At 64.9% G+C, this 23,136-nt stretch carries 18 protein-coding genes; 6 read left to right on the forward strand and 12 right to left on the reverse strand.

The window, feature by feature from the left end:
• Window positions 1–10: 10 nt before the first annotated feature.
• Both EJ072_RS08795 and EJ072_RS08800 read right to left on the reverse strand, forming a co-directional pair.
• Window positions 11–649 (reverse strand): GNAT family N-acetyltransferase, encoded by a 639-nt coding sequence (locus tag EJ072_RS08795; RefSeq protein WP_126079353.1) that lies wholly within the window; start codon window positions 647–649, stop codon window positions 11–13.
• 275 nt (window positions 650–924) lie between these two features.
• Window positions 925–1,656, reverse strand: coding sequence for a LuxR family transcriptional regulator (locus EJ072_RS08800; RefSeq protein ID WP_126064819.1), 732 nt, complete (start codon window positions 1,654–1,656; stop codon window positions 925–927).
• Between the two features lie 278 nt (window positions 1,657–1,934).
• Here EJ072_RS08800 and EJ072_RS08805 point away from each other — a divergent pair, with 278 nt between their 5' ends.
• Window positions 1,935–2,756, forward strand: coding sequence for a transporter substrate-binding domain-containing protein (locus tag EJ072_RS08805; protein ID WP_189343263.1), 822 nt, complete (start codon window positions 1,935–1,937; stop codon window positions 2,754–2,756).
• Between the two features lie 15 nt (window positions 2,757–2,771).
• Here the strand turns inward: EJ072_RS08805 and EJ072_RS08810 are convergent, their stop codons facing one another.
• Window positions 2,772–3,185, reverse strand: coding sequence for a tellurite resistance TerB family protein (locus EJ072_RS08810; protein ID WP_126079355.1), 414 nt, complete (start codon window positions 3,183–3,185; stop codon window positions 2,772–2,774).
• A gap of 209 nt (window positions 3,186–3,394) precedes the next feature.
• Between EJ072_RS08810 and EJ072_RS08815 the strand changes: the two genes are divergently transcribed.
• The gene (locus EJ072_RS08815) at window positions 3,395–5,044 is read left to right on the forward strand and encodes a lysine--tRNA ligase (RefSeq protein ID WP_126079356.1); all 1,650 of its coding nucleotides are present in this window, start codon (window positions 3,395–3,397) and stop codon (window positions 5,042–5,044) included.
• Here EJ072_RS08815 and EJ072_RS08820 read toward each other — a convergent pair.
• From EJ072_RS08820 to EJ072_RS08855, 8 genes are all read right to left on the reverse strand, one after another.
• Entirely contained in the window at window positions 5,007–5,897 is an 891-nt protein-coding gene (locus EJ072_RS08820) for a thermonuclease family protein (RefSeq protein WP_245467260.1), read from the reverse strand. The two genes, EJ072_RS08815 and EJ072_RS08820, sit on opposite strands and share 38 nt — an antisense overlap.
• A gap of 10 nt (window positions 5,898–5,907) precedes the next feature.
• Window positions 5,908–6,546 carry a helix-turn-helix transcriptional regulator gene (locus tag EJ072_RS08825; protein ID WP_126079357.1) on the reverse strand — a complete coding sequence of 213 codons (639 nt, stop codon included), beginning with the start codon at window positions 6,544–6,546 and terminating at the stop codon, window positions 5,908–5,910.
• 95 nt (window positions 6,547–6,641) lie between these two features.
• Window positions 6,642–7,184, reverse strand: a complete 543-nt coding sequence (locus EJ072_RS08830; RefSeq protein ID WP_126079358.1) for a thioesterase family protein — start codon at window positions 7,182–7,184, stop codon at window positions 6,642–6,644.
• 12 nt (window positions 7,185–7,196) lie between these two features.
• Complete coding sequence (locus tag EJ072_RS08835; RefSeq protein WP_126079359.1) at window positions 7,197–9,416, reverse strand: 3-hydroxyacyl-CoA dehydrogenase NAD-binding domain-containing protein; 2,220 nt, start codon at window positions 9,414–9,416, stop codon at window positions 7,197–7,199.
• A gap of 12 nt (window positions 9,417–9,428) precedes the next feature.
• Entirely contained in the window at window positions 9,429–10,637 is a 1,209-nt protein-coding gene (locus tag EJ072_RS08840; protein WP_126079360.1) for an acetyl-CoA C-acetyltransferase, read from the reverse strand.
• A 33-nt stretch (window positions 10,638–10,670) separates the two neighbouring features.
• On the reverse strand, window positions 10,671–11,843 hold the full coding sequence (locus EJ072_RS08845; protein WP_126079361.1) for an acyl-CoA dehydrogenase family protein: 1,173 nt from the start codon (window positions 11,841–11,843) through the stop codon (window positions 10,671–10,673).
• Window positions 11,844–11,895: 52 nt separating this feature from the next.
• Window positions 11,896–13,692: an acyl-CoA dehydrogenase gene (locus EJ072_RS08850; RefSeq protein ID WP_126079362.1), complete on the reverse strand. Its 1,797-nt coding sequence runs from the start codon at window positions 13,690–13,692 to the stop codon at window positions 11,896–11,898.
• A 227-nt stretch (window positions 13,693–13,919) separates the two neighbouring features.
• Window positions 13,920–14,384, reverse strand: coding sequence for a MerR family DNA-binding transcriptional regulator (locus EJ072_RS08855; protein WP_126083563.1), 465 nt, complete (start codon window positions 14,382–14,384; stop codon window positions 13,920–13,922).
• 453 nt (window positions 14,385–14,837) lie between these two features.
• Here EJ072_RS08855 and EJ072_RS08860 point away from each other — a divergent pair, with 453 nt between their 5' ends.
• The 4 genes from EJ072_RS08860 (at window position 14,838) to EJ072_RS08875 (ending at window position 22,215) form a co-directional block, all read left to right on the forward strand.
• Window positions 14,838–18,872, forward strand: coding sequence for an SEL1-like repeat protein (locus tag EJ072_RS08860; protein WP_126079363.1), 4,035 nt, complete (start codon window positions 14,838–14,840; stop codon window positions 18,870–18,872).
• A 192-nt stretch (window positions 18,873–19,064) separates the two neighbouring features.
• Window positions 19,065–19,988 (forward strand): sulfite exporter TauE/SafE family protein, encoded by a 924-nt coding sequence (locus EJ072_RS08865; RefSeq protein WP_095819366.1) that lies wholly within the window; start codon window positions 19,065–19,067, stop codon window positions 19,986–19,988.
• Window positions 19,988–20,779 carry a TIGR02186 family protein gene (locus tag EJ072_RS08870; protein WP_126079364.1) on the forward strand — a complete coding sequence of 264 codons (792 nt, stop codon included), beginning with the start codon at window positions 19,988–19,990 and terminating at the stop codon, window positions 20,777–20,779. The genes EJ072_RS08865 and EJ072_RS08870 overlap by 1 nt, the downstream gene beginning before the upstream one ends.
• A gap of 179 nt (window positions 20,780–20,958) precedes the next feature.
• Window positions 20,959–22,215 carry an Hsp70 family protein gene (locus EJ072_RS08875; protein ID WP_126079365.1) on the forward strand — a complete coding sequence of 419 codons (1,257 nt, stop codon included), beginning with the start codon at window positions 20,959–20,961 and terminating at the stop codon, window positions 22,213–22,215.
• Here EJ072_RS08875 and EJ072_RS08880 read toward each other — a convergent pair whose 3' ends face one another.
• A complete protein-coding gene (locus tag EJ072_RS08880) occupies window positions 22,216–23,121 on the reverse strand; it encodes a LysR family transcriptional regulator (RefSeq protein ID WP_126079366.1) in 906 nt (301 codons plus the stop codon). It lies immediately after the preceding gene.
• Between the last annotated feature and the right edge of the window lie 15 nt (window positions 23,122–23,136).

The following is a 23,136-nucleotide window of genomic DNA, read 5'->3' on the forward strand; positions in this document are numbered from 1 at the left end:
ACCTCCCGGCTCACGAAGCCTGCTTCAGGCCAAGCAGGCCCGGATAACCCCGGTTCAGCACCGGCAGGAAGTGGTTGCGGCGGGCTCGCACGACCTCGAGCGTATGCTCGGTGAAGGTGAGCAGGGTCGCGACGACCTGCTGGTTGCCATAGGTGCGCTGGTAGCCCAGCGGCTTTGCCAGGAAGTGCAGTTGCAGGGCTCTCAGCACCCACATCGGCTCGAACTCGATGATGACCTGGTTGACGTTGCGCTTCAGGCCCCATTCCACGAAGCCGGCGATCAGTTCGGTGCCGACCGTCGAGACGCCGCGCTTGCCGTCACGAAAACCCGGAGCCACCGCGTAGCGGGTCAGTTCCCACACATTCGGTCCCGAGGGGGACTGCCCCTCGCAGAGATCGGACAGCACGTCCGTCAGAAGATGCGGCCGCGTCGTCGGCAGCATGCGCTGGTAACCGGCCAGTTCGCCGTTGCGGATCACAAGATGGTGTTCGGCCTCGTCATGGTCGAACTGATCTATCTCGAGCTGGTCGGGACGGTCGAGATCGGTCCATCCCATCTCCTCGACGAAGATCTTGTAGCGCAGGCGATGGACGGCCTCCCAAAGGTCGGGGCGTTCCATCAATTCCTGAGTGGTAAGGGCAAAAAGCATTAGCCGTCTCCTGGGCTTAAGAGGATGATACGGCCGGGCTTTCCCCAAAATATTACGCGAACGCGTAGGCAAGAATTCTAGGCCAGCACGGCCGATCCGGCTAATATAGCCACGCCTAATCGCCTCCGCGACAGCCTGCACACGGTTGGCGGTGCCCAGTTTGATTTGGCGTTAAGAAATCATTAGCCCTCTCCCAAGAGGGAGATTCGGCTGCGCTTTTCTGGAAATATCACGTGATCGCGTAGGCTGAAATTTTCCAGCTCGGCACGGCCGACCTAGCTAATATAGCCACGCCTGATCGCTTCCGCGACTGCCTGCACCCGATTGGCTGCGCCGAGTTTGCTCTTGGCGTTGAGAAGATGTTTCTCGGAAGTATGTTCCGAGATGCCTAAAATTTGAGATATCTCCCATTCGGACTTGCCAACGGCCGCCCATTGCAGGCATTCCCGCTCACGTGCCGTCAATTCTATATGATCGACGACGCTGTCGGCCTTGGTGTGCAGTTGCATGGCGCGGCCGATCGCATAGGTCGACGCCAGCGAGACCATTCCGAATTCCTGGTCCGACAGTTCAACGGATTCACCGCCCAGCGAGACCATGACGATCTGGCCGTCGAGCGTCACCAACGGAAACGCAAGACCATCGCGCAGCTTGAACTGGCGCGCGTCGCCCATGACCTCGTCGCTGCTCTTGTCGATTACGGCGTTCTTGGACGCGTCCCGCCATTGGAACGGCGCCTGAAGCTGCTTCATGTGACTGACGACCGGATCGTGGTCGACATAGTTGCGCGCCACGTAGCGCTCCAGCCATTCCCCGGGCCAATCGCAAAGCATCACATGCTGTTTCTGCCGGCCGCGTGGCGTGCCAGGTTGCGGCACGGTTCCCGCCATCAGGGCGGTCAGGCCGAAATTCGAAGTGACGCCCAGCAGCCTCTCGCAAACCGCCGCCGCGGTGCCAGCATTCTGCAACTGGTCAATATATTCCAGAGTTCTGTCAAACAGGCCCATCGCAACATCTACCCCATGTTGCTTCTGCTTTTTCATTGCCGATAGTAGACGCTCGAACACCCCTTCGCCATCAACCACGGGTCGCAATGATCTCCGCAAAGCCGGTAGCTTCCCCCTTCCGGCGCGCAGGGTCGTTTGCAACGGGTTGAACCATACGCTTAATTTAACCGCTTGAAATCAAAAACCGTTGTGCCTGCATCATTTTCATACGAAAAGCCTGCGAACGGGGACGAGGGCGGAGCCATATCGTGATCTTGCGGTGGATAACTCTGGCCCTGATGTCCGCACTTGCCGGCGTATTGCCCTTTGCCGGCGCGACTCAAGGCGCGGAGCCGCAGGTGCCGGTGCTGTGGGATGCCAAGGAGCGGTTGCCGAAACCCGATCTCTCCGCTCTGCCGCGACTCAGATTCCTCACAACCACCGATTTTCCGCCCTTCAACTTCCTCGACGGCGCGGGTCGCCTGTCCGGTTTCCACATCGACCTGGCGCGGGCAATCTGCGCGGAATTGGGCGTCGCCGAGAAATGCCAGATCCAGGCCCTGCCGTGGAACGAGTTGGAGGATGCCCTGCAGAAGGGCGAGGGCGAGGCGATCATTGCCGGCATCGCGGCGACGCCAGCGAGCCGCGAGAAATACGCCTTCTCGCGCTCCTATATGCAGTTCCCGGCACGCTTCATCATGCCGAAGGCGAAGGCCTTCGCCGAGCCGATCCTCGACAAGCTGCGCAGCAAGCGGGTCGGCGTCGTCGCCGGCTCGGCGCATGAGAAAATGCTGCGCGATTACTTCAGCACCGTGCAGGTGGTGACCTTCGAAACACCGGAAGCCCTCTATGCCGATCTCAAGGCCGGCAAGGTCGACGCCGCCTTCGGCGACGGCATGCGTTTCGCCTTCTGGCTGGGCGGCTCCGACGCGGCCGGCTGCTGCCGCTTTGCTGGCGGTCCGTATCTGGCGCCGGAATATCTGGGCTCGGGCATGGCGATCGCCACCAGGGCGGGCGATCCGGCGCTGGCCGCCGCCTTCGACTATGCGCTGCAGGAAATCTCGATCAAGGGCACCTTCGCCGAGTTCTATCTGCGCTATTTTCCCGTCAGCTTCTTCTGAAGGTTGCTGCCAACGCTAAGTCAGCGTGCGTAGGCGCGCCTTGGCCGCTCGCGCTATCGCGGCCACGGTCAGCGTGTCGAGATCGAGCTTGAGGCGGATGAGCTGCAGCACCCTGACCTCCTCCATGCGCATTTCGAGATCGACGGCGGCGACCTCGAAAGCGGCGGCGTAGGCTGTATCGCGCAGCCGCTCCGGCAGCGCTTCGGCAATGCGGGCCAGCACGCCTTCCAGCCCACCCTTCTCATGCAGCGCCTTCTGGCAGGCTTGCGCCACTGGAATCAGCCTGTCCTGGTTGAAGTCGACGAAAACCGGCCAGGAACGGACGACGTCGCCGATCCGCGCCAGCTCGACATCGGTCATGTCCCGATCGGAAGCCGAGGTGATGACCATCAGGTGGATCAGGGCTTCGTGCGGCGTCAACAAAGGCATTCAAAACTCCTGGCAGCGTGCATGTCATTCCCACAAACCGCGACACACTTCTGGGTGACATGCATTTGGAAGTGAGGCTCGAACGTAGGGACGCGAGTGTGGCGCCGCAAGGAAAACCGCCGCAAATCGTTGACGCTCCGGCCCGTCGCGCCTAGAGACCGGTCGACAAATCTTATCCGCCGCAAGACGGCCATGACTGGAACTTCGATATGACGGGATCAAACATCATCGATCTCAATCCCGAGATGCTTGCCGCGGCGGCCGAGAGCAAGGCCTGGCCGTTCGAGGAAGCGAAGAAAATCATCGCCCGGTACAAGGGCAAGGATTTCCCCGAGACCGTGCTGTTCGAGACCGGCTACGGCCCGTCCGGCCTGCCGCATATCGGCACCTTCGGCGAGGTGGCGCGCACAACCATGGTGCGGCATGCCTTCCGCGTGCTGACGCAGGACAAGGTCAAGACCAAGCTTCTGTGCTTCTCCGACGATATGGACGGCATGCGCAAGATCCCCGACAACGTGCCGGACCGCGCCGCGCTCGAGCCCTATCTGCATATGCCGCTGACCTCGGTGCCCAATCCGTTCGGCGGCGACTATGCGAGCTTCGCCGACCACAACAACGCGATGCTGTGCCGCTTCCTCGACACGTTCGGCTTCGATTACGAGTTCGCCAGCGCGACCAAGTACTACAAGGCCGGCCGCTTCGACGAGGTGCTGCTGCGCGCCGCCGAACGCTATGACGACATCATGGGTGTGATGCTGCCGACGCTCGGGCCGGAGCGCCAGGCGACCTACAGCCCGTTCCTGCCGATCTCGCCGAAGAGCGGCCGCGTGCTCTACGTGCCGATGATAAATGTCGACGCAAAGGCCGGCACCGTCACTTTCGACGACGAAGGCACCGAGACGACGCTGCCCGTCACGGGCGGCCATGTGAAGCTGCAGTGGAAGCCGGATTTCGGCATGCGCTGGGCGGCGCTCGGCGTCGATTTCGAGATGTTCGGCAAGGACCACCAGACCAATGCGGCGATCTACGACCGCATCTGCAACATCCTCGGCGGCCGCGCGCCGGAGCATTTCGTCTACGAGTTGTTCCTCGACGAGGAAGGCCAGAAGATTTCGAAGTCGAAGGGCAATGGCCTGACCATCGACGAGTGGCTGACCTATGCGCCGACGGAGAGCCTCGGCCTCTATATGTACCAGCGGCCGCGGCAGGCGAAGAAGCTCTATTTCGACGTCATCCCGAAGGCGGTGGACGAGTATTACGCTTTCCTTGGCGCCTATCCGCGCCAGGACTGGAAGGAGCGGCTGGGCAATCCGGTCTGGCACATGCATGACGGCAACCCGCCGGCCATCGACCTGCCGGTGCCGTTCGCGCTGCTGCTCAACCTGGTGAGCGCCTCCAACGCCCATGACAAGGCGGTGCTGTGGGGTTTCATCTCGCGGCATGCGCCTGGCGTGACGCCGAAGACGCATCCGGAGCTCGACCGGCTGACCGGCTACGCGATCCGCTACTTCGACGACTTCGTGAAGCCGACCAAGGTTTACCGCGCCGCCGACGAGGTGGAGCGCGAGGCGTTGGCGAGGCTTTCCGACGCGCTCGGCGCGCTGCCGCAAGGCGCCGACAGCGAAGCGATCCAGAATGCCGCGCTCAACGTGGCGCGCAAGATCGAGCGCTACCAAGACCATTCCAAGCAGAGCCCGGAAGGCGGACCCGGCGTGTCCGTCGCCTTCTTCCAGATGATCTACCAGGTGCTGATCGGGCAGGAACGCGGACCGCGCTTCGGTTCCTTCGCCGCACTCTACGGCATTGCCGAGACGCGCGCGCTTATTGAGCGGGCGCTGGCTGGTCAGTTGGCGGCGTAACGGCGCCGCCCTCGGCCGGCAGGATCGAATCCGGCGCCACGGGCGCCGGACCCGACATGGCCGGCACCGCCGGCAGGCCGTCAAGCTTCGGCGCCGGGCCAAAAATACCCTTCTTCCCGGAGCGGGCCTTGTTCTCGGCCTCGACATAGGGGCCGCCTTGCGCGGCGCGCGCCCAGCCGTTCTCGACCAGCCACTGGCCGATGTCCTGATTGCCGATATGGCATTCGGCGGAAATGGTATCGCGGCCGCCCTCCGGCGGCACCGCGCAGGCGACCGCTCGGCCGCGCAGGAACGCGCGGAAGGCTGTCCTGGCGCGCGTGCCGCAGGCCCAGGTCTGGCCCTGGTCGCTGCAGGTCTCGTCCGTCTTGACGGCGTCCACGCCGGACACGGAGACCGCATAGCCCTTCGCCTCGATCAGCCCGGCGGCGGTGGCGACCGGCTGGAACAATTTGGTGCCGTTCCAGTCGCCCGGCATCTTCGTTTTGGGCGGCTTGGGCGGTCCGGCCAGCGCCAGATCGCTGAGCGGCGCGCGCGGTTCGACCCGTTCGAGTTCCTGGTCCGACAGCTCGGGCGGCGCCACGACGTCGGGATCGATGGCCCTCGAGTGAACAGCGGGGTTCGGTGGAGCGGCTGGCGCGGGAATGGCCGCGGTCGTCGGCTCTTCCGGGAGCGTATTCGCGCCGGAGGCGGAGAGTGCATCGTCCCCGGAAATGGGGAGCGCATCGGCGATGGGATCGATCTGATCGACTGTGATGACGCTCTCATGCCCCTTGACCACGCGGCCGCCCGCCACAACGAGCGCGGCCATCACCGGAACCGCCAGAACCGTCAGGATGATTTGAAGAAGCCGCACCGGCCCGAACCTACTGGCTCGCCCAGACGATGCGCGCCACCCATTCGATTTCGCGCGTCGGGATGTCACGGTCCGGATGGGCGGGGTTGAGCGAAACCAGCACGATCGACTTCACCGTTTGCCGGTCGAGCACCTTGGCCATCACCTCCCCGGCGGTGGTCTTGACGACGACACGGTCGCCCTTGCGCGTCGGCGCGCCGGGTTCGACGATCAGCACATCGCCATTGCGGTAGAGCGGCAGCATGGAATCGCCTTGCACCTGCAGCGCGTATGAGGTCTCGGTCGCCCGCGCGGGAAGCTCGACCAGATCCCAGCCCTGCCCCGCCGGATAGCCGGCATCGTCGAAGAAGCCGCCCGCGCCGGCCTGGGCGAAGCCGAGCAGGGGAACGGCGCTGCGGTGTTGGGCGACGGAGGCAGCGCGCCCTTCGACCAGTCCGGTGAATTCCTCGAGCGACGCGCCGGTGGCCTCGATGATCTTGGCCAGCGATTCGGTCGAGGGCCAGCGCGGCCTTCCGTCGGACGACAGGCGCTTCGACTTGTTGAAGGCCGTCGAATCCAGGCCCGCGCGCCGGGCAAGGCCGGAAGCCGACAGCGAATAGCGCTCGGCGAGAGCGTCGATTGCGGCCCAGACGCGATCGTGTGAGAGCAAGTCCGCTCTCCTTCGAAAACAGGAAAAAATGCCTCAAGCCTGTCTAGCGCGCGACCATCTGATTGTCCACTGGCGAAGGGTCGGATCGCCGACGATCAGACCTGCTTGGCCTGCTCGCGCAAATTCTTGTGCGAAATCATGAAGGCGCGCTCGGTTTCGGTCGGCGGACGCGGCCGGGCGGCGCGGCCGAGCGCCGCGACGACCTCGTCGATGTCGAGGAAGCGACGCCCGCCGCGGTCATAGACGCCGCCCGTGGTCAGGATCAGTGCCGCCGTCTCGCCGCCATCGAGGACAAAGCGGTGCCGGCCGATGACTGACGTCCCTTCCCAGGTCTCGATCGACGAGACGACCTCGAAGCGGCGCCACAGCCTGATCTCGCGCACATAGGCGACCTCAAGCCCGCCGATCATCGGCGCCCAGCCATTCTTGCGCGCCAGCGCGATGAGGCCGATGCGCAGGAAGATGTCGATGCGGCCGAGATCGGCCAGCATCATGTAGCGGGCGTTGTTCAGATGCAGGTTGAAGTCGATGTCGATCGGCAGGCAGCGAAAGGCCAGCCGGCTTTCCTCGCCGGCCCGATAGGGACCACGGCTCGACGCCGTGGCCATGGTGCGTGCCATTCGCCCCCAGACATACATGGTCGGGGTTCGTCAGGCCGCCTCTCTGACCTCGCCCTTCTGGTAGGGGTCGAAGCGCTGGTAAAAGGTCTCGCCCTTCTCGGCCATGTCGAGCAGAAGCTTCGGCACCTTGAACTCGGCGCCATATTTCTTCTGCAGGCCCTTGGCGATCTTGACGAAACGGTTGGCGCCGATGCCGTCGATGTAGGAGAGTGCGCCGCCGGTGAAGGGCGCGAAGCCGAAGGCGAGGATCGAGCCGACATCGGCCTCGCGCGGGTCGGTGACGATGCCTTCCTCCATCACGCGCGCCGCTTCCAACGCGATGGTGACCAAAAGGCGCTGCTTCAACTCCTCATAGTCGATCTTGTCAGGGTTGAGCTGCGGATAGAGGTCCTTCAGGCCCGGCCACAGCTTCTTCTTCGCGGGCTTCGCCGGATAATCGTAGAAACCCTTGCCATTCTTGCGGCCGAAGCGGCCATGCCTGTCGACCATGGTGTTGATCAGCGCCATCTGCTTCGGGTCGACCGCCTTCTCGCCGAGATCCCGGATGGTCTGCTTCATGATCTTCTGGGCAAGGTCGACGGCCGTCTCGTCGGTCAGAGCGAGCGGGCCGACCGGCATGCCGGCGGCCTTGGCGGCGTTCTCGATCATCGGCGCCGGGACGCCCTCGATCAGCATCTTGTAGGCTTCCGACATGTAGCGCAGCACGCACCGGTTGACGTAGAAGCCGCGCGTGTCGTTGACGACGATCGGCGTCTTCTTGATGGCGCGCACAAAGTCGAAGGCCACGGCCAGGGCCTTGTCGCCCGTCTTCTTGCCGAGGATGATCTCCACCAGCATCATCTTGTCGACCGGCGAGAAGAAGTGGATGCCGATGAAGTTCTTCGGCCGCGCCGAGTTCTTTGCCAGGGCGGTGATCGGAATCGTGGACGTGTTGGAAGCAAAGATCGCCGACGACTTCAGCACCGCCTCGGCCTTCTCGGTGGCATCCTTCTTCACGCCCGAATCCTCGAAGACCGCCTCTACAACGAGGTCGCAGCCGGCAAGGTCGGCATAGTCCGCCGTCGGCGTGATCAGCGACAGGAGCTTGTCCTTGTCTTCCGGCTTGGCGCGGCCCTTCTTGACCTGATCGGCCATCAGGCTGTCGGAATGCGCCTTGCCCTTCTCGGCCGAAGCCAGGTCGCGGTCGAGCAGCACGACCGGAATGCCGGCCCGCGCGGTGACATAGGCGATGCCGGCGCCCATGAAGCCGGCGCCGAGAATGCCGATCTTCTTGAACTTGGTTTCCGGCACGCCGGCCGGGCGCCGCGCGCCCTTGTTCAGTTCCTGCAGCGACAGGAACAGCGAGCGGATCATCGCCGCCGCTTCCTTGGTCTGCATGATCTCGGTGAAATAGCGCTGCTCGATCCTGAGCGCGGTGTCGAACGGAACCAGCAGGCCTTCATAGACGCATTTCAGGATCGCGGCCGCCGCCGGATAGTTGCCATAGGTCTCGCGGCGCAGGATGGCGATAGCCGGCGGCCAGAGATTGGCGCCGGCCGCCGAATAGATCGGACCGCCCGGCAGCTTGAAGCCCTTCTCGTCCCAGGGCGCCACCGGCTTCAGGCCGTTCTTGATCATCGCCTTGGCGGTCTCGACGAGCTTCTTCGGCTCCGCGATCTCATGGATCAGCCCCATCTGCTTCGCCTTTTGCGGCGACAGGTTCTGCCCGGTGGTCAGCATCTGCAGCGCCTGCTGCTGGTCCGTCAGCCGCGGCACGCGCTGGGTGCCGCCGGCGCCCGGGAAAATGCCGATCTTCACTTCGGGAAGCGCCATCTTCACCTTGTCGGAATCGGCGGCGACGCGGCCGTGGCAGGCAAGCGACATCTCGAAGGCGCCGCCCATGCAGGTGCCGTTGATCGCCGACACCCAAGGCTTGCCGGAAGTCTCGATCTTGCGGAACAGGCCGGTCATATAGCCGGCATTCTCGAACAGCGCCTTGGTCGCCTTGTCGAGATCCTTCTCTTTTTCCGCGGCGAAGGTGGCCAGCATCTTCTGCAGCATGGTGATGTCGGCGCCGCCGGAGAATGTATCCTTGCCGGAGGTGATGACCGCGCCCTTGATGGCGGCATCGCCGACCACCTTATCAACGATGGCGTCCAGCTCGCGCATCACCTCTTCGGTGAAGACGTTCATCGAACGATCCGGCATGTCCCAGGTGATCAAGGCAATGCCGTCGGCATCCACGTCGAGGGTGAAATTGGTGTAGCTCATCTCTTCTCTCCCTCAGACGCGTTCGATGATGGTGGCGGTGCCCATGCCGGCGCCGATACAGAGCGTGACCAGCGCGGTGGTGAGGTCGCGGCGCTCCAGCTCGTCCAGCACCGTGCCCAGGATCATGGCGCCGGTGGCGCCGAGCGGATGGCCCATGGCGATCGCGCCGCCATTGACGTTGATCTGGTCATGCGGGATGTCGAAGGCCTGCATGTAGCGCAGCACGACGGAGGCGAAGGCCTCGTTGAGCTCGAACAGGTCGATGTCCGACTGCTTCATCTTGGCGCGCTTCAAGAGCTTCTCGGTGACGTCGACCGGACCGGTCAGCATCAGCACCGGCTCCGAGCCGATATTGGCGAAGGCGCGGATGCGCGCGCGCGGCTTCAGGCCCATGGACTTGCCGGCCTTCTTCGAGCCGAGCAGCACGGCGGCAGCACCGTCGACGATGCCCGACGAATTGCCGGCATGGTGGACGTGGTTCACTTCCTCGACCTCCGGGTGCTTCTGCACCGCCACCGCGTCGAAGCCGCCCATTTCGCCCGGCATGACGAAGGACGGGTTGAGCGAGGCCAGCGACTGCATGTCGGTCGTGGGCCGCATGTGCTCGTCGCGGTCGAGGATCAACAGGCCGTTCTGGTCTTTGATCGGGATCACCGAGTTCTTGAAGCGGCCCTCTTCCCACGCCTTGCCGGCGCGCTTCTGGCTTTCGACTGCATAGGCGTCGACGTCATCGCGGGAAAAGCCGTATTTCGTGGCGATCAGGTCGGCCGAGATGCCCTGCGGCACGAACCAGCCGGGCAGGCCTACGGACGGATCCATGAACCAGGAACCGCCGGACATGCCCATGCCGACGCGCGACATGGATTCCACGCCGCCGGCAATGACGATCTCGTCCGCCCCTTGCGCGATCTTGGCGGCGCCGAAATTGATGGCGTCGAGGCCCGAAGCGCAGAAACGCGAGATCTGCATGCCCGGCGCCTTGGTATCGTAGCCGGCCTCGAAGGCGGCGGCGCGCGGAATGACCGAGCCCGCCTCGCCGACCGGGTCGACGCAGCCGAAGATGATGTCGTCGACATTGCCCGTGTCGAGCCCGTTGCGGTCGCGCAACGCCTCGAGCGTCTTCGCGGCGAGCCGCACCGCCGGCACCTCATGCAGCGCGCCATCCTTCTTGCCCCTGCCGCGCGGCGTGCGCACGGCGTCATAGACGTAAGCCTCAGTCATTTTCGTGCTCCTTGGCTTTGCCGGCCGCCGCGCTCAGAGAGAGCGCCCGATCAGCAATTTCATGATCTCGTTGGTGCCGCCATAGATGCGCTGGACGCGGGCGTCGCGGTACATGCGGGCGATCGGATATTCATTCATGTAGCCATAGCCGCCATGCAGTTGAAGGCATTCGTCGACGACTTTGCCCTGCAGGTCGCTGAGCCAGTATTTGGCCATCGAGGCGGTCACTGGGTCGAGGCCGCCGTCGATGTGGCGGGCGACGCAGTCATTGTAGAAGACGCGGCCGATCGTGGCCTCGGTCTTCAGTTCGGCCAGCTTGAACTGGGTGTTCTGGAAATCGATGACGGCCTTGCCGAAGGCCTTGCGTTCCTTGACGTAATCGATGGTGAGCGCCAGCGCCCGCTCGATCATGGCGATCGCGCCCGTGCCAATCTGCAGGCGCTCCTGCGGCAATTGCTGCATCAGCTGGACGAAGCCCTTGCCTTCCTCGTGGCCGAGCAGGTTGGAGGTCGGCACGCGCACGTCGTTGAAGAACAGCTCGGACGTGTCGTTCGACTTCAGCCCGATCTTGTCGAGGTTGCGGCCGCGCTGAAAACCCTCGGCCTCGTCGGTCTCGACGACGATCAGCGAGGTGCCCTTGGCGCCCTTGTCCGGATCGGTCTTGGTGACGACGATGATCAGATTGGCGAGCTGGCCATTGGTGATGAAGGTCTTCGAGCCGCTGATCTTGTAGTGGTTGCCGTCCTTCTCGGCACGGGTCTTGACGCCCTGCAGATCGGAGCCGGCGCCGGGCTCGGTCATGGCGATGGCGCCGATCAGCTCGCCGGTCGCGAGCTTGGGCAGCCATTTCTGCTTCTGCTCCTCGGAGCCGTAGTGCAGGATGTAGGGGGCGACGATCGAATTGTGCAGGCCGATGCCGAAACCGTCGACGCCGACATGGCCGATCGCCTCGATGATCGCGCTCTCATGCGCAAAAGTCCCGCCCGAGCCGCCATATTTCTCCGGCATGGAAGCGCAGAGCAGCCCGGCGGCGCCCGCCTTCAGCCAGCTCTCTCGGTCGAACATCTCGTTCTTCTCGAACTCGTCATAGCGCGGCGCGATCTCTTCGGCCATGAAGCGGGACGCCATGTCGTAGAGCATGCCGACCTCGTCCGCCGCCCAGGCGGGCTTCGGAAGACCAAGAATTTCGGCTGGATTTGTCGCCACGTTTTCCTCCGCGTTCCGACGATTGTGGGCCGGCGGCGCCGGCCCGCCGAATCTAGAACGCTTCCGCCGGCAACGCCATCAGCGTGTCCGCGCCACTGGAAATGCGGGCAAGCCGCGTCGCCGTTTCCGGCATGATGCGCTCCATGAAGAAGCGCGCCGTGACCAGCTTGGTATCGTAGAATGGCGCAGCGCCGTTGGCGCCTTCCGCGAGCTTGGCCTGCGCGGACTTCGCCATCTGGGCCCACATATAGCCCAGCGCCACGAGACCGAAGAGATGCATGTAGTCGGTCGAGGCGGCGCCTGCGTTGTCGGGCTTGGCCATGGCGTTCTGCACCAGCCACATCGTAGCCGCTTGCAGGTCGTTGAGACCCTTCTTCAGCGCCTTGGTGAAGGGCGCCATCTTCTCATCAGTGCGGTTCTCCTCGCAGAACTCGCCGAGCTCCTTGAAGAAGGCCTGCACGGCGCGACCGCCATTCTGCGCCAGCTTGCGGCCGACGAGGTCGAGCGCCTGGATGCCGTTGGCACCTTCATAGATCATGGCGATGCGGGCATCGCGCACGAACTGGCTCATGCCGTGCTCTTCGATATAGCCGTGGCCGCCGAACACCTGCTGGGCCATCACCGCGTGGTCGAAACCCTTGTCGGTGAGCACGCCCTTGACCACCGGCGTCATCAGGCCGGTGTAATCGTCGGCCGCCTGGCGGTCCTTGTCGTCGCCGGAACGATGCGCGACGTCGGATTTGATCGCCGTCCACAATGCCAGCGCGCGGCCGGCCTCGTTATAGGCCTTCATGGTCATCAGCGAACGGCGGATGTCGGGATGGACGATGATCGGATCGGCCTTCTTGTCCGGCGCCTTGGCACCCGACAGCGAGCGCCCCTGCAGCCGGTCCTTGGCGTAGGAGACGGCGTTCTGATAGGCGATCTCGGAGACCGAAAGCCCCTGCAGGCCGACGCCGAGGCGGGCCTCGTTCATCATGGTGAACATAGCCTTCAAGCCGCCGTTCAATTCGCCGAGCAGCGTGCCCTCGGCCTCGTCATAATTCATGACGCAGGTCGAGTTGCCGTGGATGCCCATCTTCTCCTCGATCGAGCCGCAGGAGAGCGTGTTGCGCTCACCGGGATTGCCAGCGGCATCAAGCTTGAACTTCGGCACGATGAACAGCGAGATGCCCTTGACGCCTTCCGGCGCGCCCTCGACGCGGGCCAGCACCAGATGGACGATGTTGTCCGACATGTCGTGCTCGCCGGCGGAGATGAAGATCTTCTGGCCGGAAATCCTGTAAGTGCCGTCGCCGTTGGGAACGGCCTTGGTGCGCAGCAGGCCGAGATCGGTGCCGCAATGCGGCTCGGTGAGGTTCATGGTGCCGGTCCAGCCGCCCTCGATCAGCCTCGGCAGCCAAGTGGCCCTCTGTTCGTCCGTGCCATGGGTGACGATGGCCGCGATGGCGCCTTGCGTCAGGCCGGGATACATCATCAGCGCCATGTTGGCCGAAATCATGTATTCGGAGACGGCAGTGTGGACCGCATAGGGCAGGCCCTGGCCACCGAACTCGGCGGGTGCTGCAAGCCCCATCCAGCCGCCCTCGCGATACTGGTCGTAGGCGTCCTTGAAGCCCTTCGGCGTCGTCACCGAGCCGTCGTCATGGCGCACGCAGCCTTCCATGTCGCCAACCCGGTTCAGCGGATGCATGACGTTCTCGGCGAGCTTGGCGCCTTCGGCGAGGATCGCCTCGACCACGTCGGGCGTCGCGTCCGAGAAGCCCGGAAGATTGGAATAGCGCTGATAGCCCAGCACGTCGTTGAGCACGAACAGCGTGTCCTGGATCGGGGCCCTGTAGATCGTCATGCCTTCCTCCACCCTTACAGTCCCGGCCCGGCCGGCAAGTCGCCTCTCCCGGACAGGGAGACCGGGCCAATGTCGATGTTGCGATAGCAAATATTGACGTTTGCGTAAACGTCAACTTCGTCGCAGCCTGAAATTTTTGTGAGCGGTCAGGCATTGTGACGACAAAAAAGCCGCGCGGCCATAGCCACGCGGCTTTCTACGTCCCGGTATTCCGGAAGAGCGGGCGATCAGCCGGCGGCGCTGGCCTGCGGCGGCGCGGTGCGCTCGACGAGCATCTGCCGCACGACCGACATCGAGTTGCTCAGCTCGCCGATAGCATCATCGATCAGCGCCCGCTGCTTCTGCAGGCGAGCGAGCTGCTTCTCCGACTTGTCGAGCGCCAGCCGCAGCTGCTTGGTGTTGGTGCCGGTCGGATCGTAGAGATCCATCATCTGCTTGACGTCGCGCAGCGAGAACCCGACCTTGCGGCCGAGCAGGATCAGCTTCAGCCGAGCCTTGTCGCGGCGCGTGTAGAGACGGGTCGAGCCGTCGCGATGAGGATTGAGAAGGCCCTTGTCTTCATAGAAACGCAGCGTGCGCAGCGTCACGCCGTATTTCTTGGCCATCTCACCGATGCGGACGAATTCCTCGCCTGCCTCGGCTGGTATGTCATTGGTATTGGCCGCGGCTTCGCCGGGCGAAACAAGTTTCATGGTCACTGGCATTCCCCTGGTGGCGTCGCGGTCGCGGACCAAGCGTCGCCTGAATGGAAGCGGGGGCGTGCTTCCAATCGTGGTTGCAACAACAAATCAATCGCAAGAGGCACGGCTTCGCACCTTTTACGTTTACGTCAATCCTATATCGACAGCCGCAGGGTGACGCAAGGGCGTTGTCGGAGCGAACCTTTATGCCGCACCCGAAATGCCGCTCACGATTTATGCGCGACTTCTTAAGCTTGGTTAACGCCTTGTTTACCACGTTGGGCGAAATGTGCGCATGTCGGTCACCCGTGGTTATCCTGTAGCGAATTTTTCACGGTTTTCGAAGCGCGGGTAAAACCCGGGAAGCTCGTCTTCCTCCGCAGCAAAACCGCTCGGCTCGCTTCGTACCCGGCAGGCTACTGGGAAACCGGTCTTTGGCCGGCCACTCTGAACACGGGCGCATCGATGAACAGCAAGCGGTCCTATCTCGATACACTCAACGCCGGCAGGCAACGTCGGCCGCATGCCTCGCTCGAAGAACTGAACCGCTCGCTCGAAACGCTCGAGCAGAGGCTGGACCGGACGCGCGCCGACATGCCCGACCGCCCCGACCCGCGACGGCCGACCGCCGAGCCGCGTTATCCCAGCACGCAGCCTTACGGCCAGGCGCCGCGCTGGTATGAGGATCCCTATGCCGTGCAAAGACCCCTGGACCGGGCGCCGCAGAATCCGTGGCCGCAGGAGCGCGCCCCGCAAAACCCCGCGCCCGCCTATCAGGCGATCGCGCGCGACATCGACCGGGTGCGCGGCCAGGAAGACAGCGTCGCCATGGTCGGCAAGATCGCCGTCGAGCTGCGCGGGCTGCGCGAGGAACTTCGGCACCAGATGACCGCCGGCCTGCAGCGCGAATTCGAGGCGTTTCGCCAGGATATCGACCGCGCCCTGCAGGCCAACAGCCAGCGCGGCGCGATGCCCGACAAGAGCAGCGCCGAGCTCGGCCTCGAATTCGAGCGGCTTTCGGGAGCGATCCAGTCGCTCGCCGAAAAAAGTGATGACCGCAGCGTCAATCTGCTGCGGCTGGAACTGGAACAGGTGAAGGGCGCGCTGGACACGTTGGCGCGCGAGGAAAGCGTGCAGAAGGTCGACCGCCGCTGGGACGATTTCGACCGCCGCTGGAGCGCTTTCGAGGACCGTGTCGACGCCGACCAGCGCAAGCGCGCCGAAGGCCCTAGCCTTTCAGTGCTGACAGATCGGCTCGAGCAGATTAGCAGCGCCGTCAACAGCCTGCCGGAATCGCTTTCGCTGCGCTCGCTGGAGGAAAAGGTGCGCACGCTTGCCGGCGCGGTCGACCGCTTCGCCGGCCAGCAGACCGCGCGCGGCGGCGAAACGCTCGCCATGATCGACGAGCGGCTGGACGAGATTTCCCGCGCCATCGTCGCCTCGACGGTAGCCGCGCAGGCCAATGCCTTCGACCCCGAGACCTTCGGCCGGATCGAGAAGCGCATGGCCTCGCTGGCGGTGCAGATCGAAGAAGTCGCGCAGTCGCGGCCCGGCGCCGAGGTCCTCGACCGCCTCAATCTTCTCACCAGCCGCGTGGACCAGCTGGCCGGCCGCACCGATCTGCCCGAGCAGGCCATGGAGCGTCTGGGCAAACAGATCGCTTCCATCACCGACAAGATGGACCGCGCGCCGGCCATGCCCGACGCGGACCAGATCTTCCAGGGCCTGGAGCAGCGCTTCGACGCGCTGTCGATGCTGCTCGAGCGCCGCCAGGGAGACGCAATCGAACAAAGCAACGCGTTGTTCCACGATCTGGAGCGTCGGCTGGACGAGGTGGCGAATAGGCTCGACCAGCGCATGCGTCAAGACGACAGCGCCGGCATCATGGAAGCGATCGATGCCCGCTTCACCGCTCTGGCCAAGCGCATCGAGACGCGCGCGCCCGATCCCGCCAGCGATATGGCGATCCGCGGGCTCGAAAGCCGGCTCGAGGATATTTCCAGCCGGCTGGAATCGTCGGCGCATCAGGTCGCCGGCATCGATCCGGCGCTGATCCGCAGCCTGGAAGCGCAGGTCGCCGGCCTATCGGCGCATCTTTCCAGGCCCGGCACGCCGCTGCCCGAGTTCGAGGACATCAGTCCGCGCCTAAACGAGATCGAGAAGTCGCTGGCCGGCACGCGCGATTCCATTCTGAGCGTGGCGCGCGAGGCGGCCGAGAGCGCCGTCAAATCGCTCGCCGAGTCGACCTCCAGCACGGCGCAGACCAACGCGACCGCCGTTGCCGGCCTCGCCCAGGATCTGAAGACGCTCGAAGCGCTCACCCGCCGCTCCGACGAACGCAATTCGCGGACTTTCGAGGCAATCCACGACACGCTGCTCAAGATCGTCGACAGGCTGGGCTCGCTGGAAGCGACCGAGACCAGCGAGGCGGTCAGCGAGCTGGTCGATCCGCAACCGGCCAGCAAGCGCGGCGGCCGCGGCGGCAAGATCGCGGTGCAGGACGCGCCTTCGATGGATATCGACCAGCCGCTGCCGCTCACCGGAGACATGGCTAGCCTTGAAGGCCGCGCCGCGGAGATCATGCGCGACGAGCCGAGCGTACCGCGCACGCCCGCCGAGGCTGCTGCAGCAGCCGCCATGGCGGCGCTGGGACCGGATGCGGTCGGCGACAGGAGCGAGACGGCCGGCCGCAGGAAATCCATGCTCAGCGGCCTGGCGCGCGCTTTCAAGAGCAAGAAGGACGCGGACACGCAGCCGCTTGCCGGCTCGGCGCCGGTCGGCGACGTGCCGGGCGTCGACATCGACGAACCACTCGACCCCAAGGCGGCCAACCGGCCGTTGGAGCCCGGTTCCGGTGCGCCGGACCTCAATGCCATCATGAAGCGGGTGCGAGACGAGCGCGGCGGGCAGCCGGCCCGGCGCACCGACAGCGATGCCGCTAAGTCGGATTTCATCGCCGCGGCCCGGCGCGCTGCCCAGGCGGCAGCGGCGGAAGCCGACACGCTGAAGCGGCAATCGACCATGACCGGCCCGGTGAAGGCACTGCGGATCGGCGACCTGCTCAAGGCGCGGCGCAAGCCGATCCTGATGGCTGCGGCGGCCATCATGATGGCTCTGGCCGGTCTGCAGCTGGGCAAAGCCTTCCTGTCCGATCCGGTCGAGACGGCCAACAACCAGCCTGCTCTCTCCACGCGAACGGTCGATACGGCTTCGCTCAACGCCACCGCCGCGCCGCAGGCCGACACGCAGAAGACCGACACACCGAAGATTGACGCCGCTGCACAGCCCGAAAGCGCGCCTGCCCGTCCCGTCAGACAGGCGGAGCCCGTCCAAGAGACGGCACCGGCCGCATCTGTCCCCGCAAGTCCCGAAAGAGCAGCCGCCACGCCGGCCGAACCGGCACCCGCGCCGGTGGCGCTTGCAGCGCCTGCCGCACCGGCCCCGATGGCTTCGGCGACGCCATCCGAGCCCGCCGCCTCGGCTGCTACTGCGACGGACACGGACGGCGACACGCAGCCGATGGCCAAGGAGCCCGTGGCGGCCGGTCCGGCAGCCGGCGGCGGCGCGTCCAGCGCGCCTGCGGCAGCCTCCGCCGACACGACAGGCACCGTGCCGCCGGCCGGGAGCCAGACGGCAGCCGCCAAATTCGACATTCCGTCCGAAATCGGTCCGGTGGCGCTACGCGACGCCGCCGCCGGCGGCGACGCCAAGGCGCTGTTCGAGGTCGGCTCGCGCTATGCTGAATCGCGCGGCGTGAAGGAAGACATGAAGGCCGCCGCCAAATGGTACGAGCAGTCGGCCGAGCTCGGCTTCGCGCCGGCCGAATACCGCATCGGCAATTTCTACGAAAAGGGCATCGGCGTCGCGCGCGACATCAAGAAGGCCAAGACCTACTACCAGCTCGCCGCCGAACAGGGCAACGCCAGCGCCATGCACAATCTCGCGGTGCTATTCGCCATGGCGGCGGACGGGGTGACCGACAATGAATCGGCGACGCACTGGTTCCAGGAAGCCGCCGACCTCGGCGTCAAGGACAGCCAGTTCAACCTCGGCATCCTGGCGGCCAAGGGCGTCGGCATGAAGCAGAACCTGGAAGAGTCCTACAAGTGGTTCGCCCTGGTCGCCAAGACCGGCGACAAGGACGCCTCAGCCAAGCGCGACGAGATCGCCAATGCGCTGCGGCCCGAGCAGCTCGAGCGGGCGCGCGCCGCCACGGAATTGTGGAAGGCCAAGCCGCTCAACGCCGCCGCCAACTCGGCCGACATTCCGGAATCCTGGCAGGACAGCACGCCGCAGACCACCGCCGGCATCGACATGAAGAAGGCGGTGAAGAACATCCAGCTGATCCTCAACAAGAACGGCTACGATGCCGGCGGCGCCGACGGCGTCATGGGCGGCAAGACCAAGACCGCGATCATGGCCTTCCAGACCGACAACAAGATGACGCCGACCGGCGAGATCGACGCGCCGCTCGTCAAGGCGCTCTTGGCGAAGAAATAACGGCAGGCGCGTCGCATACACGACGCCCTGCCACACATTTGCCTGTTAACTGATTGAGATGGTTTTTGTTTCGGTGCGGCGGCGGGGTTTTGACCCGCCGCCGCACCGGCGCAAGAAAAAATTGGCTTTTCGGTGCTTTAGTGTCCGGGGACGGCACTGTGCGCCGACAGACAAACTGATCGAGACAGCCGGGTGGGCATCTATCTCCCGATCGCGGAAATTTCCGTCAACGTCTTCGTGCTGCTGGCGATGGGCGCGGCGGTGGGCTTCCTGTCGGGCATGTTCGGGGTCGGCGGCGGCTTCCTCATCACGCCGCTTTTGATCTTCTACAACATCCCGCCCGCGATCGCGGTCGCCACCGGCGCCAACCAGGTCATCGCCTCTTCCTTCTCCGGCGCGCTCTCGCACTTCAAGCGCGGCACGCTCGACTTCAAGCTGGGCGGCGTGCTGCTGGCCGGCGGCATTGTCGGCTCGACCGCGGGCATCTACGTCTTCGCGCTGTTGCGCCGGCTCGGCCAGCTCGACCTCTTCATCTCGCTGCTCTACGTGGTGCTGCTCGGCACGGTCGGCGGGCTGATGCTGGTCGAGAGCCTCAACGCGCTGCGCGCCAGCCGCAGCGGCGCGGCGCCCGTGCTGAAGAAATCCGGCCAGCATAACTGGATCCACCGGCTGCCGTTCAAGATGCGCTTCCGCGCCTCCAAGCTGTTCGTCAGCGTCATCCCGGTGCTCGGGCTCGGCGCCGGGATCGGCTTCCTGTCGTCGATCATGGGCGTCGGCGGCGGCTTCATCATGGTGCCGGCGCTGATCTACCTGCTCAAGGTGCCGACCAATGTCGTTATCGGCACCTCGCTGTTCCAGATCATCTTCACCTCGGCCTACACCACGCTGGTGCATGCCACGACCAACCAGACGGTCGACGTGATCCTGGCCTTCCTGCTGATGGCCGGCGGCGTCGCCGGCGCGCAATATGGCGCCAAGGCCGGCCAGAGGCTGCGCGGCGAGCAGCTGCGCGCGCTTTTGGCGATGCTGGTGCTGGCCGTCGCCATCCGCCTTGCCGTCGATCTCTTCGTGACGCCGCCAAATCTCTATTCGCTGTCCGCCGCGGGCCTCAACTGATGGCGGGATTGAGAGCGTTTGGAGCCGCCGCCTCGTTGTCGATGCTCTTTGCCCTTTCCCCGGCGACGGCGCAGGCGCCGCCCACCGAAAGCATCCAGATCGGCCTTTCGACCGACGCGATCTCCATCACGGCGGGCTTCTCCGGCGCCGACCTCACCATCTTCGGATCGCTGGAAAATCCCGACCCGCTGATCGCCAGACAGGGCCGCTACGACGTGGTCGTCGTGCTCGAAGGGCCGCCGCGCCCGGTCGTGGTGCGGCGCAAGGACCGCGTGCTCGGCGTCTGGATCAACCTGGACTCCGAAACCTTCGAGAACGTGCCTGTCTCCTATTCCGTCGCGACGACGCGGCCGCTGCAGGACATCGCCGAGCCCGCCAAATACAAGCAGCTCTCGCTCGGGGCGCAGAACCTCTACATGAAGCCCGCCGACGAGACCGACAGCCCGGCGACGATCCAGGAATTCACCGCCGCGCTGCGCGAGCGCAAGGCAGCGACAGGCCTCTACAGCGAGAATGTCGGCGGCGTGCAGTTCCTGTCTCAGAACCTGTTTCGCGCCACGGTGAGGCTCGCGCCGAACGTGCCAGTCGGAACCCACAAGGCCCGCGCGTTCCTGTTCAAGAGCGGCATGTTCGTCAAGGAAAGCTCGGCCCAGCTCGAGATCCGAAAATCGGGCTTCGAGCAGTCGGTCTTCCGGGTCGCGCATGATTATTCCTTCCTCTACGGCGTGTTCGCCATATCGCTCGCCATGCTGACCGGCTGGCTAGGTCGGATTATCTTCCGCAAGGATTGAAGACACGGGAAAAATGGAAGACCATTTTCCCGCAAAGGGTTTCCCTGCGGGCGATCATGCGATAAACCGCCGCCTCCCAACCCAAAGGTAAACAAGCACAATCTGTTCGGCAGAGCGGTCCGGCCATCCGGACGACGGCGCGCTTGGCGTCCCTGCCACAAGGTAACGAGGAGGCTGCGATGCAATCAGCATTCGGCGGCATCGATTTCGGCACGTCCAATTCCACCGTGGGGGTGATCCGCGACGGCCGGGCGCGACTGGTGGCGCTGGAGGGCGAGCAACCCACTCTGCCGAGCGCCGTGTTCTTCAACTTCGAGGACGGCTACACTTATTTCGGCCGCCGCGCGATCAGCGACTATACCGATAGCATCGAAGGCCGTCTGATGCGCTCTCTGAAGAGCGTGCTCGGCAGCTCGCTCGCCAATGAGAAGACCCGCATCAAGGCGCGCCAGATCGGCTTCATCGACATTATCGGCATGTTCGTCGGCCATCTGAAGAAGCGGCTCGAAGAAGACGCCGGCGGTCCGGTCGAGAACGTGGTGCTCGGCCGGCCCGTGCAGTTCGTCGACGAGGACACGGCCGCCGATGCGAAGGCGCAGGGCGAATTGGAGAAGGCCGCGCGCGCGCAAGGCTTCAAGCACATCGCCTTCCAGTTCGAGCCGATCGCGGCGGCGCTCGACTACGAGCAGAAGGTCACCCGCGAGGAGCTGGCGCTGATCGTCGACATGGGCGGCGGCACCTCCGATTTCTCGATCGTGCGGGTCTCGCCGGAGCGCGCGCGCTCGACCGACCGCAAGGCGGACATCCTCGCCAATCGCGGCATCCATATCGGCGGCACCGATTTCGACCGGCTGCTCAGCATCTCCCATGTCATGCCCGAGCTCGGCTATCTGACGCGGACCAAGGACCACAAGCGCAATCTGCCGGCGGCCTATTTCATCGACCTGGCGACCTGGCAGCGCATCAACCTCGTCTACACCGCCAAGGCGATGTCGGATCTTCGCCAGATCCGCTACGAGGCCGAGCGCGCCGACCTCGTCGACCGCTTCATCCATGTCGTCGAGCACCGCTACGGCCACGCAATTGCCGGCCTGGTCGAAAGGGCTAAGATCGCGCTGACCGACCAGTCCTCGGCCGAGGTGAAGGTGTCGCTGCCCGGCGCGCGCTTTGCGGCCGAGATCACGCGCGGAGGCCTCGAGGAGACCATCGCGAACGACATCGAACGCGTGACCGCGACGGTCAGGCAGACGATCGCCGACGCCGGCGTCGATGCCTCGGCCATCACTGCCGTGTTCCTCACCGGCGGTTCGACCGCCATCCCGCTGGCGAAGCGGGAAATCCTGTCGCTGGTGCCGCAGGCAGCCGTCATCGAAGGCGACATGTTCGGCTCGGTCGGCCTTGGCCTCGCGCTGGATGCGCAGCGCAAATACGCGTGATTATTCGGCGTTTGCCGGCGCGTCCGCCCGGCCGGTGAGATGCGCCTTCAGCGCCATCTGGGCGAGGCTCGCCTGGCGGTCGCGGTGTGTGATCATGGCGAAGTCGCGCTTCGGCAATTCCACCGGCACGGCCCTGAGGCTCCCCTCCGCCAGGGAGCGCGCGACGACGAGTTCCGAGATGATCGTGGCGCCCGCGCCGGCCTCGACCGCCTGGCGCACTGCCTCGTTGCTGGGCAGAACCAGGAATATCTGCAGCTCCGCCGGCGGAACGCCCTGGCTGTGCGCGAAATCCTCCAGCGCCTCGCGCGTGCCCGACCCGCCTTCCCTGATGATCCAGCGCAGCGCCCTGATGTCGAGGTTTCCCGCCCGCGTCATCGGGATCTCGGGATGCGAGCGCGCCACCACCAGCATCATGCGGTCCTCGTCGACCGTGGCGCGACGCAGGATGTCGGACTCGGTACGGCCCTCGACCAGGCCGAAATCGGCGCGGCCGTCCAGCACATTGGTCTCGACCTGCCTGGTGTTGCCGATGGTCACGTTCAGCTTCACCGCAGGATAGGCCTCGTGGAAGGCAGCCAGGCGACGCGGCAGCCAGTAGCTGGCGATGGTCTGGCTGGCCGCGATCGACAGGCTGCCGGCGACGGTCTGCGAGACATCCTCCAGCACGCCACGCGCAGCCGCGGCGCGATCCAGGACCGCCTTCGCCTCCGGCAGGAAGCGGTGGCCGGTCTCTGCTAGTTCGATGTTGCGGCCGACCCGGTTGAACAGGCGCACGTCGTGCTGGGTTTCGAGCGCGCGGATAGCCGCCGACGCAGCCGACTGCGAGATGCCGAGCCGCTCGGCGGCCTTGGTCATGTGGCCATGCTCGGCGACGGCGACGAAGATGCGCAACTGGTCGAGGGTCATAGCGCAACTAAGAAG

The sequence above is a fragment of the Mesorhizobium sp. M2A.F.Ca.ET.046.03.2.1 genome (assembly GCF_003952425.1).
Taxonomy (GTDB): Bacteria; Pseudomonadota; Alphaproteobacteria; order Rhizobiales; family Rhizobiaceae; genus Mesorhizobium.